General features: G+C 59.7%; 20 protein-coding genes. 4 read left to right on the forward strand and 16 right to left on the reverse strand.

The annotated features are described in order from the left end of the window. Positions 1–77 precede the first annotated feature (77 nt). From FY152_23195 to FY152_23240, 10 genes are all read right to left on the reverse strand, one after another. Positions 78–356, reverse strand: a complete 279-nt coding sequence (locus FY152_23195) for a hypothetical protein (protein UXS34996.1) — start codon at positions 354–356, stop codon at positions 78–80. Between the two features lie 147 nt (positions 357–503). After that, positions 504–719 carry a hypothetical protein gene (locus FY152_23200; protein ID UXS34997.1) on the reverse strand — a complete coding sequence of 72 codons (216 nt, stop codon included), beginning with the start codon at positions 717–719 and terminating at the stop codon, positions 504–506. 35 nt (positions 720–754) lie between these two features. Continuing rightward, positions 755–991 carry a 30S ribosomal protein S21 gene (rpsU, locus tag FY152_23205; GenBank protein UXS34998.1) on the reverse strand — a complete coding sequence of 79 codons (237 nt, stop codon included), beginning with the start codon at positions 989–991 and terminating at the stop codon, positions 755–757. 27 nt (positions 992–1,018) lie between these two features. Next, complete coding sequence (locus FY152_23210; GenBank protein UXS34999.1) at positions 1,019–1,306, reverse strand: cold-shock protein; 288 nt, start codon at positions 1,304–1,306, stop codon at positions 1,019–1,021. A 109-nt stretch (positions 1,307–1,415) separates the two neighbouring features. Further along, positions 1,416–1,625, reverse strand: a complete 210-nt coding sequence (locus tag FY152_23215) for a cold-shock protein (protein ID UXS35000.1) — start codon at positions 1,623–1,625, stop codon at positions 1,416–1,418. 775 nt (positions 1,626–2,400) lie between these two features. Further along, positions 2,401–3,636 (reverse strand): Gfo/Idh/MocA family oxidoreductase, encoded by a 1,236-nt coding sequence (locus tag FY152_23220; protein UXS35001.1) that lies wholly within the window; start codon positions 3,634–3,636, stop codon positions 2,401–2,403. A 19-nt stretch (positions 3,637–3,655) separates the two neighbouring features. Next, complete coding sequence (locus FY152_23225) at positions 3,656–4,477, reverse strand: sugar phosphate isomerase/epimerase (GenBank protein ID UXS35002.1); 822 nt, start codon at positions 4,475–4,477, stop codon at positions 3,656–3,658. Positions 4,478–4,504: 27 nt separating this feature from the next. Further along, a complete protein-coding gene (locus FY152_23230; protein ID UXS35003.1) occupies positions 4,505–5,668 on the reverse strand; it encodes a dihydrodipicolinate synthase family protein in 1,164 nt (387 codons plus the stop codon). A 10-nt stretch (positions 5,669–5,678) separates the two neighbouring features. Then, on the reverse strand, positions 5,679–6,821 hold the full coding sequence (locus tag FY152_23235; protein UXS35004.1) for a Gfo/Idh/MocA family oxidoreductase: 1,143 nt from the start codon (positions 6,819–6,821) through the stop codon (positions 5,679–5,681). A gap of 245 nt (positions 6,822–7,066) precedes the next feature. After that, positions 7,067–7,765: a TetR/AcrR family transcriptional regulator gene (locus tag FY152_23240; GenBank protein ID UXS35005.1), complete on the reverse strand. Its 699-nt coding sequence runs from the start codon at positions 7,763–7,765 to the stop codon at positions 7,067–7,069. A 118-nt stretch (positions 7,766–7,883) separates the two neighbouring features. Here FY152_23240 and FY152_23245 point away from each other — a divergent pair, with 118 nt between their 5' ends. The 4 genes from FY152_23245 to FY152_23260 all read left to right on the forward strand — a co-directional run bounded on the left by FY152_23245 (position 7,884) and on the right by FY152_23260 (position 12,163). Beyond that, entirely contained in the window at positions 7,884–9,173 is a 1,290-nt protein-coding gene (locus tag FY152_23245; GenBank protein ID UXS35006.1) for a carbohydrate ABC transporter substrate-binding protein, read from the forward strand. Between the two features lie 6 nt (positions 9,174–9,179). Next, positions 9,180–10,133, forward strand: coding sequence for a sugar ABC transporter permease (locus tag FY152_23250; GenBank protein ID UXS35007.1), 954 nt, complete (start codon positions 9,180–9,182; stop codon positions 10,131–10,133). Continuing rightward, a complete protein-coding gene (locus tag FY152_23255; protein ID UXS35008.1) occupies positions 10,126–11,001 on the forward strand; it encodes a carbohydrate ABC transporter permease in 876 nt (291 codons plus the stop codon). Before FY152_23250 ends, FY152_23255 begins: the two co-directional genes overlap by 8 nt. An 88-nt stretch (positions 11,002–11,089) precedes the next feature. Then, entirely contained in the window at positions 11,090–12,163 is a 1,074-nt protein-coding gene (locus FY152_23260; GenBank protein UXS35009.1) for an ABC transporter ATP-binding protein, read from the forward strand. Positions 12,164–12,205: 42 nt separating this feature from the next. On the opposite strand, the gene FY152_23265 is transcribed toward FY152_23260, so the two are convergent. The 6 genes from FY152_23265 to FY152_23290 all read right to left on the reverse strand — a co-directional run bounded on the left by FY152_23265 (position 12,206) and on the right by FY152_23290 (position 17,762). Continuing rightward, positions 12,206–12,685: a hypothetical protein gene (locus tag FY152_23265; protein UXS35010.1), complete on the reverse strand. Its 480-nt coding sequence runs from the start codon at positions 12,683–12,685 to the stop codon at positions 12,206–12,208. Then, positions 12,682–12,942, reverse strand: a complete 261-nt coding sequence (locus FY152_23270; protein ID UXS35011.1) for a DUF4160 domain-containing protein — start codon at positions 12,940–12,942, stop codon at positions 12,682–12,684. Before FY152_23270 ends, FY152_23265 begins: the two co-directional genes overlap by 4 nt. A 99-nt stretch (positions 12,943–13,041) precedes the next feature. Continuing rightward, on the reverse strand, positions 13,042–13,818 hold the full coding sequence (locus FY152_23275) for a sugar phosphate isomerase/epimerase (protein UXS35012.1): 777 nt from the start codon (positions 13,816–13,818) through the stop codon (positions 13,042–13,044). Then, a complete protein-coding gene (locus FY152_23280) occupies positions 13,815–14,831 on the reverse strand; it encodes a hydroxyacid dehydrogenase (protein UXS35013.1) in 1,017 nt (338 codons plus the stop codon). The genes FY152_23275 and FY152_23280 overlap by 4 nt, the downstream gene beginning before the upstream one ends. Beyond that, positions 14,828–16,705, reverse strand: a complete 1,878-nt coding sequence (locus FY152_23285; GenBank protein ID UXS35014.1) for a DUF2264 domain-containing protein — start codon at positions 16,703–16,705, stop codon at positions 14,828–14,830. The genes FY152_23280 and FY152_23285 overlap by 4 nt, the downstream gene beginning before the upstream one ends. Then, positions 16,698–17,762: a LacI family transcriptional regulator gene (locus FY152_23290; GenBank protein UXS35015.1), complete on the reverse strand. Its 1,065-nt coding sequence runs from the start codon at positions 17,760–17,762 to the stop codon at positions 16,698–16,700. Before FY152_23290 ends, FY152_23285 begins: the two co-directional genes overlap by 8 nt. Between the last annotated feature and the right edge of the window lie 11 nt (positions 17,763–17,773).

The following is a 17,773-nucleotide window of genomic DNA, read 5'->3' on the forward strand; positions in this document are numbered from 1 at the left end:
TCATATTGAACTGTTATTGGATGCGGTCCGTGCATTGATCGCTCGCCGCAGACCGATTGCGGCAAGCGGCTTTATCGTCACGGGGAAGGTGGTCCAGACAGTGGATTTTTCTCCACGGCCGGGTTGGTCAGGCGGATACGCCCTGCAGAGAGGAGGCTTCGCGCCATGCGGGTCTGACGGCTGAAATCCGGAAAGGCCGAAAAGCCTGTAGATTCTCCGTGATAGTAGTCCACGCGCTCAGCCGTTTCTTCGGCCTTGCCCAGGAGAAGAGGCAACGAGGCGTTTTCCCGGTAGCCCGCGCCACCGGTGCGGACGAGGTTGCGTGAGAGGCTTGATGAATAAAACTCGGAAGACATCTCATCCTTCTCTCGTTCGGGGCGAGGACACTCAGCCCTCAATCATCAGCGTCGTTCAGCGGATTGCTGACCACGCGAAGCCTGCGCCTGTTATGTATCAGGTTCAAGAAGTTTCTGCGGTCGGCCACGTCAAAAAACGCAGCCGGATCATTTTTTCGCGGAGGGCTTTTTCGGGCGTGCGGGCACAGGGGCGACGATGGTCGCTTCCTGTGCTTCGCGAAGCTGGCGAAGGCGTTCCGTCTTGCGGGCGCGCTGGGCGGACTCGGCATTGATAATCTGCTTTGCCGCGCTGTCCGTCAGCGATGCCTTGTCCTGCGCGGATAATTTGCCGGGTTTGAAAAAGGCTTCTTTTGTCGCAGCCATTGGCATTCTCCTTTGCGCAAGCGCTGTTTTGACGGTTAGCGGGCGCGGGCGACCTTCTTGGGGGAGGGAAGCAGTCCCTCGCGCTGCAATTTCTTCTTCGCCATCTTGCGGTGGCGGCGCACGGCTTCAGCTTCCTCACGGATGCGCTTTTCCGAAGGCTTTTCGTAGGATTCACGCGCGCGCATTTCGCGGAAGATACCTTCGCGCTGCATTCTCTTCTTCAGGACGCGAAGGGCCTGTTCAACATTGTTATCTCGGACGAGTACCTGCAAAATATCTCCTTAACGCAGCCACCGCTGCTATTTTCTGATCTTGATCGTATTGGTGTTGATCCAGCTCGATCCCGGCGCACGGGGTGCTGAATTCTCCACATCTCGGGCCCGCGATGACGAGGAAGCCGCATCAATTTCGTCGAGCGCTATATTCCGTTCGAAATTCTCGTGCTGGAAACGCACCCTGAACCGAACCAGGCCCTGTGTTTCCGGCAGAACCGCTATGATCCGGCCGGCGCCGCTTGGCTGGCTGGCGCCAAGGACGCCTGCCTTCAAAACGATCGCATCGCCAGATCGGTATAGATTTTTGCGCATGAGGGCCTCCCATGGCCAAAAAACAAAAGGCCGGGCTTAACCCGACCTCTCACAATCACTCGAACCTGCAGCCAGTACATCCGTGGTCTGCGGGGTCAAATGACAAATATCAAGCTGCCTGAAGGTTATCGGCGGAGCTCTTGCCGGACTTGCGGTCCTGGACGATATCGTAGGTGATCTTCTGACCGTCGTTCAGCGAACGCATGCCTGCGCGCTCAACAGCAGAGATGTGAACGAAAACGTCCGTGCCGCCGTTGTCAGGCTGAATGAAGCCGAAGCCCTTGGTGGCGTTGAACCACTTTACAGTACCAGTGTTCATAACGATTTCCTTTCGTAGCAATCGTTGTGGTTCCCGCGATACCTTGCGGGATTAGATCGATTATTTGAGAGGAAATCCGACGGGAACATAAGTGTCCCAGGAGCGACGTCACAAGCAATGGTCGATCTGGTGAATATAGGCTCAATTTTTGATTTTGCAATGGGCCCGGTGCAGGAAATGCCCCAGTCCACGACGATCCTCCACATAAACCATTGTTCCAGCGGTATTTTTCACGGTTTTCCGCGTTCTCGCCATCTCTACCTTCCATCAGCCTGCGCCGGGAGAAATGTCCTTGGCGTTGTCCTCCGGCAGGCTACCCGCTCCCGGCGTCTTGTCATAATCAGTCAATGACGGCTTGGCGTGCGGGCCGGCTGGCGGAATATCATTTGCTTTCGACGGTCCCTTGTCCTTGGTTTTCAGCTTTTTTTTCTGCTTCGTCATGGAGCGTTCTCCTTCAGCCGTGAAAACGCGCGAAAAGAGGACGAGGTTCCATGGTCGCGCCGGCTGCGGCGCGGTTCTCGCCGTCAGCGGCGGGAACGCGGTTTTTTCTCCTGCCTGTTCATGTCGCGGCCTACCCATTTGAAGAAAAGGATAAGGCTGGCGCCGATGATGATGAGCGGAACGAGTGATTGAAGACTGGACATGGTTAACTCTTTCTTCCCCCGGCCGTCACCTTAGCGGGAGGGAAGAAGCGCGTAATCTGTGGAATGTCGTCCGTTCTTTTGGCAGTTGCGGCGCGCGGGCCAGAATCGGATGGGCCGCACGCCGCAAATCTCTAGAGGGGCAGGGATTTCACCGCCGCCGCGCCGCCTTCGCGGGCGCTTTTCAGCGCCGCGACACCCGTCAGGACCGACATGGCGCCGGCGCGTGAACCGGCCCTCTGGCGCAGACGGTCATTCGAGCCGGGTTTGAAGATCATGTCGCGCATGCGGTTATCGCCGCCATAATGGCCGCCCGGCTCATGCGGCACCCAGATATGCTCGACCCCGCCGCCGAAGCTTTTGACCAGCAGGATTTCATCGGCCGGCGGTTCCGTCCATGGCTGCTTTTCATATTGGCGCATCTCGATGCGGCCCTTGTGGCCGTTAAAGGCGATGTGATGGCCCTCGATCGGCATATAGGTGTTGAGTGAATAGGATACCTGCACGCCGCTCGCATAACGGATCGAGGCGCTCATCGTATCGGGGATATCGATCTCCTCGCGGAAGACGCAGGCATCGCGCATATAACCGTCAATGCTCGAAGGATCCTCGTAAAGCGCATCGAGGAAAGGATCGGCGCCGAGATCCATGAAATAATCGCACTCATCCTTGTGCGGACAGGTGCGACAGCGCGTTCCACGGAACGGACCGTTCTTGCCATAATGCAGCAATTGTCCGAACCCCTTTACCTCGACGGGGTCGGAATCCAGATACCAGTTCAGAAGATCGAAATGATGGGTCGCCTTGTGCACGAAGAGGCTGCCGGAATGTTCGGTGAAGGCGTGCCAGCGGCGGAAATAATCTGCGCCGTGGTGATTATCCAGATACCAGTGGAAGTCGACGGAGGTAACGGTGCCGATTGCGCCGTCGTCTATCAGCTCCTTGATGCGTGCCGCCGTCGGCGAAAAACGGTAATTGAAGGAAACATCGACGCGGCGGCCGCTTTTGGCTTCCGCCGCGCGGATGCGGTCGATCTTTTCCGGGGTGGTGGTCATCGGCTTTTCACTGATGACATCGGCGCCGCCTTCGAGCGCCCGGATGATGATGTCGTCATGGGTGTCATCAGGTGTACAGACGATTACCAGTTCCGGGCGTTGCTCCACCATCATCCGGTCGAAATCATCGTAAAGCGGTGCGCTCGATCCCATCATGGCGCGGGCGCGCTCGGCGCGCATCAGGTTCAGGTCGCAAATGCCGACCAGCTCGACATAATCGCTCCAGCCAGCCAGAAGCTCGCGGCCCCACATGGTGGTGCCGCGATTGCCGGTGCCGACCAGCGCATAGCGTTTGCGTTTCACCCTTTCAGGCATTGTCTCTCTCCCGGATATCTCAACAAACAGTCTTGAAACGCTCGACCACTGTGGCGAGAACCTCGTCCATCGGCCGCGCCTGCCAGCGATGCGAAAAGATTTCCACTTCCTGCGGGCCGTGGAAGCCGGCGGCCTCGATCATGGCGCGAAATGCCTTCAGGTCAATCACGCCGTCGCCCATCATGCCGCGATCGTTGAGCGGATCGGTGGTCGGCACCAGCCAGTCGCAGATGTGGTGGGCGAGAATTTGCCCGTTCCTGCCGGCGCGCGCCACCTGTTCCTCCAGTTCCGGATCCCACCAGACATGGTAGACATCGATGGCGACGCCGGTTCCAGACCCCAGCCGGTCGCAGAGATCGAGCGATTGCTTCAGCGTGTTGAAGCAGGCGCGGTCGGCGGCATAAAAGGGATGCAGCGGCTCGATGGCGAGCGGTACGCCGGCGGCCCGCGCATAGGGAAGAAGTTCGGCCATGCCGTCTTCCACCATCTGCCGTGCGCCTTTCAGGTCACGCGAGCCGGCGGGCAGGCCGCCCACAACAAGCACGAGGCAGTCTGCCTTCATGGCGGCGGCCTCATCGACGGCGCGTTTATTGTCTTCTATGGCCCGGCGGCGGCCTTCCGCATCGGGTGCGGGGAAAAAGCCGCCACGGCAATGACCGCTGAGGCGCAGGCCGTTCTGCTCGACGATGCGGGCGGCTTCCGTAAGACCAACGCCATGGACCTGCTCGCGCCAGGGCGAGATGACGGTGATGCCGTGGGCAAGGCAGGCATCGACGATGGCGCCGAAATCGCCGCCTTGCCGCACGGTGGCGAAATTGATGGAAAGGCCTTCAAGGCTCATATCGATATCTCCCCTAGTTCTGCTGCCTCAGCCAATGCCCCGGACCGAAAGAAACGCCTTCATGCGGTGCGTTGCGAGATCCGGTTCGGCGAGCACATTGGCCTTGTCCGCCAGCCGGAAAAGCTCGGCGAAATGCTGCGTGGAGCGGGTGCTTTCCTGCCCGCCGACCATGGTGAAATGGTCCTGCAACCCGTTGAGATAGGCGAGGAACACCACGCCGGTCTTGTAGAAGCGGGTCGGTGCCTTGAAGATATGGCGCGATAGCGCCACCGTCGGCTCGAGAATATCGAAAAACTCATTGTCCGCACCACGCTTCAGGCTGGCGAGCGCCTTGGATGCCGCCGGTGCGATGGCGTCGAAAATGCCGAGCAGCGCATCCGAATGGCCCTTCTCGTCACCGGCGATCAGTTCGGCATAGTTGAAATCGTCACCGGTATACATGCGAACGCCAGCGGGAAGGCGACGGCGCATGACGATTTCCTTTTCCTTGGAGAGAAGCGAAATCTTGATGCCGTCGATCTTGTCTGCATTCTCCTCGATCATGGCAAGGCAGGTTTCCATGGCCTGCATGTGGTCACCGGAACCCCAGTAACCCTCAAGCGCGGGATCGAACATCTCACCCAGCCAGTGGATCACCACTTTCTGGTCGGCATGGGAGAGAACCCGCGCATAGGCCTTGAGATAATCATCCGGGGAACGCGCCGCCGCAGCCAGTGCACGGCTCGCCATCAGGATCACGCGTCCGCCTTCTCCCTGAACAAAATCAAGCTGTTCGAGATAGGAGTCGATAATCTGGTTCAGGTCGTAACCGCCGCCATTCAGATGGTCGGTGCCGACGCCGCAGGCGATCAGCGCATCCTTGCGACTGGCCGCTTCCTTCAGCGAACGGGAAATCAGTTCCTGCGCCTGCGGCCATGCCAGCCCCATGCCGCGCTGGGCCGTATCCATGGCCTCGGCGACACCGAGGCCGAGATCCCAAAGGCGGTGACGGAAACGCAGCGTCGCGTCCCAGTCGATGGCGGGCGTCAGCCATGGGTCATTATCGGCAAGGGGATCGGCCACCACATGGGCGGCGGCGAAGGCGACGCGGTTGAAATCCGCCGCACTGCGTTTCTCAACCGCGACCGGCGTGCCTGATAGTCTGTAGACCTCGATGCTGCGGTCATCCTTCGGAAGCTTGAGTTCGCTCACGTCAGCCTCCTTACGAAATAGCGGGAACGTCGAGCCAGCGGCGTTCCTTCCACGATCTCAGCCCCAGCTCGGCCAGCTGCACGCCCTTTACGCCTTCGATCAGCCCGTAGGGCCACGGCTCGTTGTCCACCAGATGGCGGACGAACATTTCCCACTGCGCCTTGAAGCCATTGTCATAGACGACATTGTCCGGCACTTCCTGCCAGGTCCTGTAGAAATCGATAGTCTGCGGCTGGTCGGGGTTCCACACCGGTTTCGGTGTGTTGGTGCGGTGCTGGGTAAAGCATTTTGTCAGGCCCGCCACCGCCGAACCATGCGTGCCGTCCACCTGGAAGGTCACGAGATCGTCGCGGCGCACACGCACCGCCCATGAGGAGTTGATGTGGGCGATAGCACCGCCTTCCAGCTCGAAGGTGGCATAGGCCGCGTCGTCGGCATCCGCCTTATAGGCTTTGCCCTGCTCATCGAAACGTTCCGGAATATGGGTCGCGCCGAGGCAGCTCACCGATTTCACCGGGCCGAACAGATTGTCGAGCACATAACGCCAGTGGCACAGCATATCGAGAATGATGCCGCCGCCATCTTTCAGACGGTAGTTCCATGAGGGGCGCTGCGCCGGCTGCCAGTCGCCCTCGAAAACCCAGTAGCCGAATTCGCCACGCACCGAGAGGATTTTGCCGAAGAAGCCGCTGTCGCGCAGCATCGCCAGCTTGCGAAGGCCGGGCAGGAACAGCTTGTCCTGCACCACGCCGTGCTTGATGCCGGCGCTTTCGGCCAGCCGCGCAATCGCCAGCGCCTCTTCCATCGTGTCGGAAATCGGCTTTTCGCAATAAACGTTCTTGCCGGCCTTGATGGCTTTCTCCAGCAGGCTGCCGCGCATCTGCGTCGTGCCGGCATCGAAGAACAGCGTATCATCAGGGTTTGCCAATGCGGCGTCGATGTCGGTCGTCCAGCGCGCGACATTGTGCTTTTTCGCGATTTCCTCGATTTTCGCGCCGTTGCGGCCGACCAGAATGGGGTCGAGCATGACCCTCTCGCCGTTCTTCAAAAGCACGCCGCCCTGATCGCGAATGGCGAGAACGGAGCGTACGAGATGCTGGTTGTAACCCATGCGGCCGGTGATGCCGTGCATGATGACGCCGATACGTTTCATGAATTTCCTCCCAAGGCGGCCTCTTCCCGAAAGCCGCTTCCGTCAAACATGGCTATTTGTAACCATTTGGTTATTTGTGGTCGTGAAGGATGCGATCTGTCAAGGTGTTTTTGACAGGAAAAATTCGTGACCTGACGACGGTTGGGTTTTCGTGTTTCCGCCGCGCCGCAAAAGAAAACGACGCGCTTCGCGGGTGCGAATGGCGCGTCGTCGCTGTTGTTAAAGAGGAATTCGGTTTGGCCCGCTCAGACCGGCCGCACTGCAGCAAGCAGGGTATCGACGATATGCTGGCCCCAGCGCTCCAGTTCAGCGGGGTCGGTCAGGTCGCGCTGGAAGATCGTCGACAGCGTGAACCGGTTCGAAAGATAAAAAGCACCGAGCGAAGCGATGGTCAGATAGACGTCGATCGGATCGAGACCGTCGCGGAATTCACCCGCGTCGCTGCCGCGCCGCAGCACGTCCTCAAGCTCCGAAATGAAGTTCGAATGCATCGCCGTAATCGTCGGGGATTGCCTGAGATAGCGGGCTTTATTGAGGTTTTCCGTGGCCAGAATGCTGAGGAATTCCGGATGGTCGAGGAAGTAATGCCAGGTGAAAAGTGCAAGCTCGCGCAAGCCCTCCGAAGGGGCCTTGCGGGCCAGGTCAAGCCGTCTTTCGGTATGGCGGATATGGCGGTAGGCATCTTCCAGAACGGCGAGATAAAGCGCATCCTTGTCGCCGAAATAATGATAGATCATCCGCTTGTTGGTGCCGGCGCGCCGGGCGACGACATCGATTCGCGCCCCTGCCAGCCCCTTGGCGGCCACTTCGCGGCGGGCAGCTTCAAGGATGGCGGCGCGCGTTCTTTCCGGGTTTCGCACCTGTGTGGTGGCACGCTTGCGCTTGGGCGCAGGCGCTTTTTCCGGAGCCGGATCAGGCTGATGGTTTTTCGTCGTTTCTTCCATTTCATCACCCGCTTGACAATGTTGGCGATCAGTGTTCCCATGTAACCAATTAGTTATAAAACGGCAATAGTCGTTTACGCTCATCATCAATTTGGCAGTCAATAGGGAGGAGTTGCCAATGTCCGTGATGCTTCAGAGGAGAACTGTGCTTTCTGCGGGCCTTGCGGCCCTTTCACTTGCAACATTGGGGGGCGGTTCAGCGCAGGCTCAGGCTGCGCGGCTGCGTATGTTGTGGTGGGGGTCGCAGGAGCGCGCGGATCGTACCAACAAGGCCATATCGGCCTATAAGCAGGTCAAGCCCGATCTCGATATCGCCGGTGAATTCGCCGGCTGGAGCGATTATTGGCCGCGCCTTGCCACGCAGGTGGCGGGCCGCAATGCGCCTGACCTGATCCAGATGGATTATCGTTATATCTTCGAATATGGCCGCCGCGGTGCGCTGGCGCCGCTGGACGATTATATCGGCAAGGGCCTGAAGATCGAAGATTTCGGCAAGATGAACATCGATTCCGGCCGGGTCGACGGCAAGCTTTACGGCATCAATCTAGGGGTCAATTCCAGCGCTGTCTTCTTCGACAGGGCCGCCTGGGAAAAATCCGGTGCGACGCCGCCGTCGATCGGCCAGACCTGGGAGGAGTTTGCCGAAAACGCCGCCAAGCTCAGCAAGAACAAGCCGAAGCCCGGTTATTACGCGACGGCCGATGCCAGCGGTGTGGAGCCGAGTTTCGAAAACTGGCTGCGCCAGAACGGCAAATCGCTTTACACGCAGGATGGCGGCATTGGCTTCGATCCGACTGACGCGACCAAATGGTTCACCATGTGGGCGGATCTGCGCAAGAGCGGCGCCTGTGTGCCGGCCGATGTGCAGGCTCTGGACCAGCTCAATATCGAGACGAACCCGCTGACGACAGGCAAGGCGGCGACCGCCTTTGCCCATTCCAACCAGTTCGTGGGTTACCAGGCGCTCAACAAGTCAAAGCTGGCGATCAGCTCCTATCCGAAGAGCAAGAAGGGTGGTCCTTCCGGCCATTACCTGAAACCTTCGATGCTGATCAGCGTCGCCAATGGCAGCGCTGGCATCGAGCAGGCGGTGGGCTTCATCAACTTCCTCGTCGCCGAACCGCAGGGTGTCGATATTCTCGGTGTGGAACGCGGCGTTCCGGCATCGGAAGCCATGCGTAACCAGCTGAGCAACAAGCTCGATGCGGTCAGCAAGGTGATGGTGGAATACATTGCCGAAATCACCCCAGGCGTCGGCGATCTGCCGCCGGCACCACCTCCGGGCGCGGGCGAATTCGCCTTCGTCCTCAAGCGCACGGCGGAAGAAGTCGGCTTCGGGAAGATCACTCCGGATGCCGGTGGTGATCGGCTCGTCAAGGAATCTGAAACCGTTATTAAACGGAAGTGATGGCGTATGGCCTTTCGATCTGAAACACTCGTTGAGGAGAGCCGTGGCGCGGCTCTCCCGAAGCGGGGCGGCGTGAAGCGGATTTTCGACCGCAACATTCACGCCTACCTGTTTCTCCTGCCCTGGCTGATTGGCTTTTTTGGACTTACCCTCGGCCCGGCGCTGGCGTCGCTTTATCTGTCGTTCACCAATTACGACCTGTTGCAATCTCCTGACTGGGTGGGGGCGGCGAACTATGTGCGCATCGCCACCGATGACCCCAAATTTGCCGCCGCCATGCAGGTGACCTTCACCTATGTGCTGCTGTCGGTGCCGTTGAAGCTCATCTTCGCGCTTCTCGTCGCACTCGCCTTCAATCGCGGCATAAAGGCCCTGACGCTTTACCGGGCGATCTTCTATCTGCCGTCGCTGCTCGGCTCCAGCGTGGCGATCGCCGTTCTCTGGCGCCAGCTTTTCGCCTCGGACGGTCTCGTCAACATGATCCTGTGGCAGGCTTTCGGTTATGAAGGACCGAGCTGGATTTCCAATCCGGATTATTCGATCTACACGCTGGTCATCCTGTCCGTCTGGCAGTTCGGCTCGCCGATGATCATCTTCCTCGCAGGGTTGAGGCAAATCCCGCAGGACATGTATGAGGCGGCCGAAATCGACGGTGCGAGCAAGGTGCGGCAGTTCTTCCGCATTACCCTGCCGCTGTTGACGCCGGTGATCTTCTTCAATGCGGTGATCCAGACGATCGACGCCTTCAAGGCCTTCACGCCCGCCTTCATCATCTCCGAAGGCACCGGCGGTCCGATCAACTCGACGCTGTTCTATACGCTCTACCTCTATCAGGAAGCCTTCGGTTTCTTCCGCATGGGATATGCCTCGGCGCTTGCCTGGATATTGGTGATCATCATCTCGCTGTTTACGGCCTTCTCATTCCTCAGCGCGAAATACTGGGTGCATTACGATGACTGACGCTGTTACCGCTCCCCGGCCGGGACAAGGCCCGCAACGCACGCCGCTGAAATCGGTTTTGCTGCACACGGCCCTGATCATCGCTTCCTTTGCGATGCTCTATCCGATCCTGTGGATGATCTCGGGTTCGTTCCGCCCGCAGGACGAGCTGTTCGGCTCCTCCTCGCTCATTCCTTCGTCGGTCGATTTCGGCGGCTATATCCGTGGCTGGTCCGGGCTTCAGGTGAGTTTCGGGCAGTTCTTCTGGAACTCGTTCTTCATCTCGGTGCTCGCTACCATAGGAAACGTGGTCGGCTGCTCGCTCGCCGCCTTCGCTTTTGCCCGGCTGCGTTTCGGCGGGCGCAATTTCTGGTTTGCGCTGATGCTCGGCACCTTGATGCTGCCCTATCATGTCGTGCTGATCCCGCAATATATCCTGTTTCTGGAAATGGGCTGGGTGAACACGTCGCTGCCGCTGATCGTGCCGAAATATCTGGCGACGGATGCCTTCTTCATCTTCCTGATGGTGCAGTTCTTCCGCGGCATTCCGCGCGAGCTGGATGAAGCGGCTGTCATGGATGGCTGCTCGCCCTTCCGCATCTACTGGAAGATCATGCTGCCTTTGTCGCTGCCGGTGCTGGCCACGGCCGCCATCTTTTCCTTCATCTGGACCTGGGACGACTTCTTCGGTCCGCTGATCTATCTGAACGACATCAACACCTACACCGTGCAGCTCGGCCTCAGATCCTTCGTGGATTCCACCGGCAGCTCGGACTGGACCTCGCTTTTCGCCATGTCCAACCTGTCGCTGGTGCCGGTCTTCCTGTTCTTCCTGTTCTTCCAGCGGCTGCTGATCGAAGGCATCGCCACCACCGGAATGAAACGCTGAACGGGACCCGGATCGAGAACGAATTATATCAGACTATCAACACTGTCGCGGCCGCCCCCTGCGCGGCGCGACAGTCGGGAGAAACAGCATGGCAAGCAGTATTACGCTCGAAAAAATCGTCAAGCGGTTCGGCGCTTTTCCGGTCGTTCACGGTATCGATCTCAAGATCGAACCGGGCGAGTTCACCGTCTTCGTCGGCCCCTCGGGCTGCGGAAAATCCACGCTTCTGCGTATGATTGCGGGCCTGGAGGAAATCTCCGAGGGCGATCTTCGCATCGATGGCGAAAGGGTCAACGAAACAGCCGCCTCCAAGCGCGGCATCGCCATGGTCTTCCAGTCCTATGCGCTCTATCCGCATATGAGCGTCTACAAGAACCTCGCTTTCGGGCTGGAAACCGCGGGTTACAAAAAGCCGGAAGTCGAGGCGCGGGTACAGAAGGCCGCCGATATCCTGCAGATCGGCCCGCTGTTGCAGCGCAAGCCGAAGGCGCTTTCGGGCGGCCAGCGCCAGCGCGTCGCCATCGGCCGCGCCATCGTACGCGAGCCGAAAATCTTCCTGTTCGATGAGCCGCTTTCCAACCTCGATGCGGAATTGCGCGTGCAGATGCGTGTCGAAATCGCCAAGCTGCACCAGACGCTCGGCAGCACCATGATCTATGTGACGCATGACCAGGTGGAGGCCATGACCATGGCCGACAAGATCGTCGTGCTGCGCGACGGCCGTATCATGCAGGTCGGCCGCCCGCTTGATCTCTACAACAATCCCGCCAACCAGTTCGTCGCCGGTTTCATCGGCTCGCCGAAGATGAACTTCCTCTCCGCGAAAGTGGCGTCAGGCGACAGTTCCAACCGCACCATCGAGGTGGCCGGCCAGCGCATCGTGCTGGAAAAGCCGGTGGCGGCACAACAGGGCGAACCGCTCACCTTCGGCGTGCGCCCCGAACATGTGAACCCGCAGGCGCAATCCTCGCTTGGCGAAGCTTCGATTCAGCTCGTCGAACATCTCGGCGGTTCGACCGTGGTTTATACCAGCACACCCGACGGCCAGGCCGCCACCGTGCTCCTCGACGGCCAGCGTCAGATCCGTATCGGCGAGACCATTCCGTTTGCGTTCGATCTGGCGAAGACGCATCTGTTCGGAGCGGATGGGCGGCGGATATAGCCTGTTGCCCGTCGCGGTTGTGTGAACCGGTGCACGTCTGTCTCAAGCGGCGTGTTTCGGGCGTCCGGGACGGCGTGGCCGGAAATGCGCATGCATGAGAAGCGGGTCGCGCTGGGTGGCCCGCAGCAGCATCTTGACCGCGTGGCTTACGGGCGTGCCCGCACGATAGTTGTTCCACGTCCGTAAAGTGACGCCAAGAAAATCCGCCGCCTCATTATTGGAAAGGCCGATTTCCTCCTGCCATTTGCGCAGGTCCTCCACATCGAAGTCCCGCTGGTCCTCTGCGATCTGGTAGAGGTGATAGGCATCGATCGCCAAGTCGTCTCCGTGCCATTCCACAGTCGCACCATAATCGGCGACTGTCGCGGTCTTCCAGATATCTGTCGAACGGAGCGGATTGAGCAATTCTCCCCCGGTCGCTATCCATCCGGTCAGATCGGCGGTCGATTGGCTTCCGTCAACCCAGTCGATGGTGAGCGTGCAAGGCGGATTGGGCAGGATGGTTTTGACGCGTGGTGTCATGATTTCTCTCCCTTTCCTACAATGGGAAAACGCGGGTTCGTCCGATCCCATTCATCGGCAATCAGCTTCCCATTGGTTTTCGCCCATGTCAAAGCGTCGGCTTCTGCCTTGCGGGATAGCTTGCCGCGCAGGATTTCCAGAGTTTCGATGTCGACAAGAGCATCAGCGTCCGGTGTTATGATGTGAAAGTGCGGCGGCAAGTGATCGTTCGCATAGACGCGTATTATGATGTTCCCGATCTGAATTAATTTGCCCATGCCGCACCCACATCGTCAATAAAACATAGTGCATAAATTTCACTATGTGAAGAAGGGATGAAGCATATTTCTGGTAAGGGGGCAGGCAGAAGGTGAACGCTACGATCTATAAAGAACGTCCTTGAGCGTCACTGCATCTTCCGAGAACTGGCTGACATCGTCACCCCTAACGAATTCCAGCATCGCATAGCGCGCCTTCGTCCAGTCACTCTCCGGCAGGGCATCGATGCAGGCCCGCCAATAATCCGCACGCTCGCGAAGGGGCAGGCGGCTGGCGTCTTTGAGCCAGGCGAAGGCATGCAGGTGGCAGATGCGTGAGCCGAGCGCCGATATTTCCGCAAGTGCGTCCTCCAGCGGCAGGCCGGGGGCGGGTTGCCAGTAGAAAAAGAGGTTTGGTATCGGCAGGTCCTGCAGGAGTTGCAGGGACGAAGGCAGCGTATCTGTCAGGGAGTTGGGGTGATATTCCAGCCCGATTGTCATGCCATGGTCGTCCGCCCGGCGGGCGAGTGTCGCCAGCGCCTCTGTTGCTGCGCGGCGTTCTGCTGGGGAATAATCGGCAGATGGGCGTTTGCGGCTGCCGGGCCAGATGCGGATATGGCTGGTGCCCAGCGCTTTTGCGGTTTCCAGAGTGGCGGTCACATCCTCCGGTGCAAAATCCGGTGCGAAGATGTAGGAGCCATAGGAAGAAACGGTGAGGCCGGCTTTCGCCGTTCGCGCCGCCACGTCCCTCGCATTGTCGAGGTCGCCGGGCGGAACATGGATGTCGCCGCCCCATTCGATTGCCTTGATGCCATTTGCGGCGGCAAGCTCGATAACCGCCTGCGTCGGCATAGAGCGGAAGGTGACGGAGCAGAGGCCCGGCTCGAAAATTCTCATGCGATCAGTTCCAGATGTTCCGGCCGTATCTGCTGTTGCAATGGTTCTGCGCGGCAGAAACGCTCGATCTCGGCAATCGCCATGTTGCCAAGCCGTGCGCGCTCAAGGCCGACGGCACCGGCGATATGCGGTGTCAGAAACACATTCGGCAGGCTGTAGAAGGGTGAATTCTGCGGCGGCACTTCCGGATCGGTCACGTCGATGACGGCTTCGATGCGTCCGGTTTTCAGTTCCGCCAGAAGCGCTTCTTCATCCACCAGAGCGCCGCGCGCCGTGTTGATCAGGGTTGCGCCGTCCTTCATCCGGGCAAGCGCATCCGCGCCGATCATATGCCGGGTCTGCGGCAGGGATGGCGCATGCAGGGAAATCACGTCGCTCACCAACATCAGCTCATCGAGCGATACAAGGTGCACGCCGAGCTTCTGCGCTTCGGTCACGTTTAAAAAAGGGTCGAAAAGGACGAGATCGAGATCGAAGGGCTTCAGCAGATTGATCACCCGACGCCCGATACGCGACGCCCCGACAATGCCGACCGTGAGGCCGAGATTGCCGATGGCCTGCGATTGCAGGCGGTCGACATTGTCCCGCCCGCGGTCCTCCACATAGAGGCGACGGAAACCGAAGGTGCGCTTGCCGGAAAGCAGGATCATCGCCAGCGTGAACTCTGCGACCGGCTGCGCATTCGCTTCGGCTGCGCTGCACACCGTGACGCCACGTTCGAAAACCGCCTGCGACAGGAAATATTTCACCGTGCCGGCCGCATGCGAAATCAGCCTCAGCTCCGGCATCAGCGCCAGTTCGCGAGCGCCGATATCGGGACAACCCCAGCCGGTCAGAAGAATATCCGTGCGCGCCAGCTGTTCTTTCGCGGATGGATCGTGAAAGTCGCGGATGCAGCGGGTATCGAGAATTTCAACGCTCTGCGACAGCCTTTCGAGCGCCTGTGGCGTCAGCACATGCTGCGTCCGCTCCGGGTCCATGGCGAGGCTGAGACGCGCAAGCGGGCCTGTCATTGCGGTTCTCCCGCCGCCGCCATGCTGCTGACCGGGATGCCGTGTTCCGCAAACAGCCGGTCGAGCGCCTCGATATCGGGAAGTGCTGGAACAGCGGCCAGAGCGTTTTTGCTTTCGGTCCCGCTCAATCCCGCAAAGACGGCGCAGGCGAGCAGGGTTTCGCCCGCCGGAATGTCGCCCCGCAATTGCGGCACCGTGGTCTTGGCATAAACAAGGCTGGTATTGGGCAGCGCCTTCAGCGCCACGCCCTGGCGGGTTATGCCGGAGCCGAGATCGACGATGGCGGATATGTCGGTGCCGCAATCGGCCGTCGCCCGGCCGGGCGCTTCGCTCACGGCATCGCGGTCACCATCGTTGCGGTTGATCGCAAAACCGCCCTCGGTGACCGATAGGGGCCGCGCGGAGGTGATGCGGTGAAGCCTGACATGCCAGTCACCAGCCGCAACCAGCGTCGTTTCGACCGCCACATCCGGGAATGGTTTCCATGTCGCCCGCAGGCTTTCCCCGGCCAGCAGAACCTTTTCATTGGTTTCGCGCACCCGGTAATGCAGGCCGTCTTCGGAGAAGGCCAGCATATTGTCGAAACCATTGGTCTTGAAGCCGCGCTCGTCCACTTCCACGCCAAAACCGTAGCGGGAGGAATAGGCGAATTTCGCATATTTCTCCGGCCCGCCGCGCATCGACAGGTTTTCCTGCCCGCTGGAAAGCGCGGTGACGTTACCTTTGCCGCGCATCATCACCATGCCGGGATGAACGAGCGGCCGTGGTTTTTGCGATGTTTCGGGCCGCTTTTCTTCCGCCTGCCAGAAGGGATGGCTCTCAGGCAAAGCGAGCGGCAGGAAGGCCTTGAAGGCCCAATAGGGTGAGCCCGCCGAATTATAACTTTCCGACATGGTGAGCTGCGGATAGGCATAACCGATGGAAAGCACACCATCGCGGTCAGCGATCGGCTTTTTCGCCCACCAGCGCAGATGCTGCAGATACAGCCCCTTGATCTCGCCCCAGGGCAGCGCTTCCTCATCGGCAAAAGCAAGGCCGGCCCAGAAGCCGCCGCAGGCGAAACGGTAGGTCATGGAGCGGCCGAAGGCCAACGTGCCGCCATCCTCGTCGAACCAGCTGACGAAATCCTTTGCGAAGAGCCGGGCGCGTTCGCGGTAGCGCTCGGCGAAGGCATCGCCCGGCTTGCTGAGCTTCGCATAGATCAGGCCGTAAAAATGCATGGCGAAGGCAATGTAATGGTCGATGCGGCGGTAGTTTCCATCGCGATACCAGCCGTCGGCAATGTAAAACCCGTCCAGCTCCGTCTGGAATGTCTCCGTCAGGCTGCGGTCAAATTCGATGCCGAGATGATCGAGCGCCATGTCGACCATTATCCGGAAAAATTTCCAGTTATTGTCGGCATAGATACGTTCGCGCGCCGTCAATAGATAGCGGCGCACATTGCCTTTCTGTGCGTCGGACAGCGGTTCCCACAAATGTTGCGGGGCAAGCCGAAGTGCAAAGCCGAGGGCGGCGAGCTCCACCAGACGCTGGTCCTTCTGGCGCACGTCGCCCCAGTAATCGGGATGGGCGGGATCGGTGCCGTTGGCGATGCCCTTGGCCAGAAGCGGCCAATGAGCGAACGTATCGCCGCTGAGCGCCAGCGGCGCGATGCCCCAGAGCGGCCGTGCAAATCCTTCCAGATCGGCCGCCGCCCGGTCGAAATGTGCGGCGGTGCCGCTCAGCGTCACCCTTGCGCCGCTTTCGGAAAAATAGGGAAGCAGAGGTGCGAAACTGTCGTCCAGCGCCCGCCGCACGTCGGCGCGGGTCTTGAGCGGATTGCGGTTTAGCGGATTGAAACGGGTCATTGGATCATTATTTGCCGCATCATGCATTGCGTATCGCCTTTTCCATCTTCTTCGCCTGACCGGCCGTCTGTCCTTCCACCAGCTGCACACCCAGCTGAACCTGCCGGGCATTGGCCGAAGGTTCCGTCAGCCGGCGGCGCATCAGCTCCACCGCCTCGCGGGCGATCTCGCGGCGGTCGACCCGGATGGTGCTGAGCCGCGGTGTGGAGAGTTCGGCAAAGGGAAGGTCGTCGAAACCGATGATCGAAAGGTCGTCCGGTACGGCAAGACCAAGCTCCTGCGCCGCGCCAAGCGCGCCAAGCGCAATGGCGTCATTCATGCAGAAAATACCGGTCAGATCGGGGTTTTTGGCCAAAAGCTGACGAACCGCATCGCCGGCTTGCCCAAAACCGCTATCCGCCGTCGAAAGCAGAAATTCCTCATAGGTGGTTCCCTCGTCCTCCAGGATCGTATGCCGGAAGCCGCGCATGCGTTCTCTGATGGTGTGGCGGTGCTCCGGGCCGATATAGGCGACCTTGCGGTGGCCCAGTTCCAGCAGTCGCCGCGCCGCCATAGCGCCGCCGTAAAAATTGGAAGGCGAGACGCAATCCAGCATCATCGAGGGATCGGCGCTATTGACCAGAACCGGTTGCAGCACGCCCTGCGTGATGCGGTGAATGATCTCTTCTTCCGGATCAAGGCCAATGGCGAGAAGGCCATCAACCTCGCAGACCCGCTGCGTGAGGGCGTCATCGATCTGCTTCTGGTGCAGCAGCCGGATATCAAGCTCGAAACCATCCGTCTGGGAAAGGCTGCGCAGCATGTCGAAAATATCGTGATAAAAAGCGCCGATATCGCCGGTCGCCCTCTCGGCGGACATGAGGGCGAGAATTTTCTTGCCCTCCAGCGATACGCCGCCCGCCTGGCTCGTAACCGGCCTCAGTGGATAACCGAGTTCCGCCGCCACGCCCAGAACCTTGGTCTGTATCGATGCGCTGATGCCTTTTTCCCCGGCGAGGACCCGTGAGACGGTGCTGATGGAAACCCCTGCGCGCTGGGCGATATCCGACTGGCGCGGGCGGCTGATGTCGGGCGTATCGTTCATGTCGTCTCCTG

Source organism: Agrobacterium tumefaciens (assembly GCA_025560025.1).
Lineage (GTDB): Bacteria > Pseudomonadota > Alphaproteobacteria > Rhizobiales > Rhizobiaceae > Agrobacterium.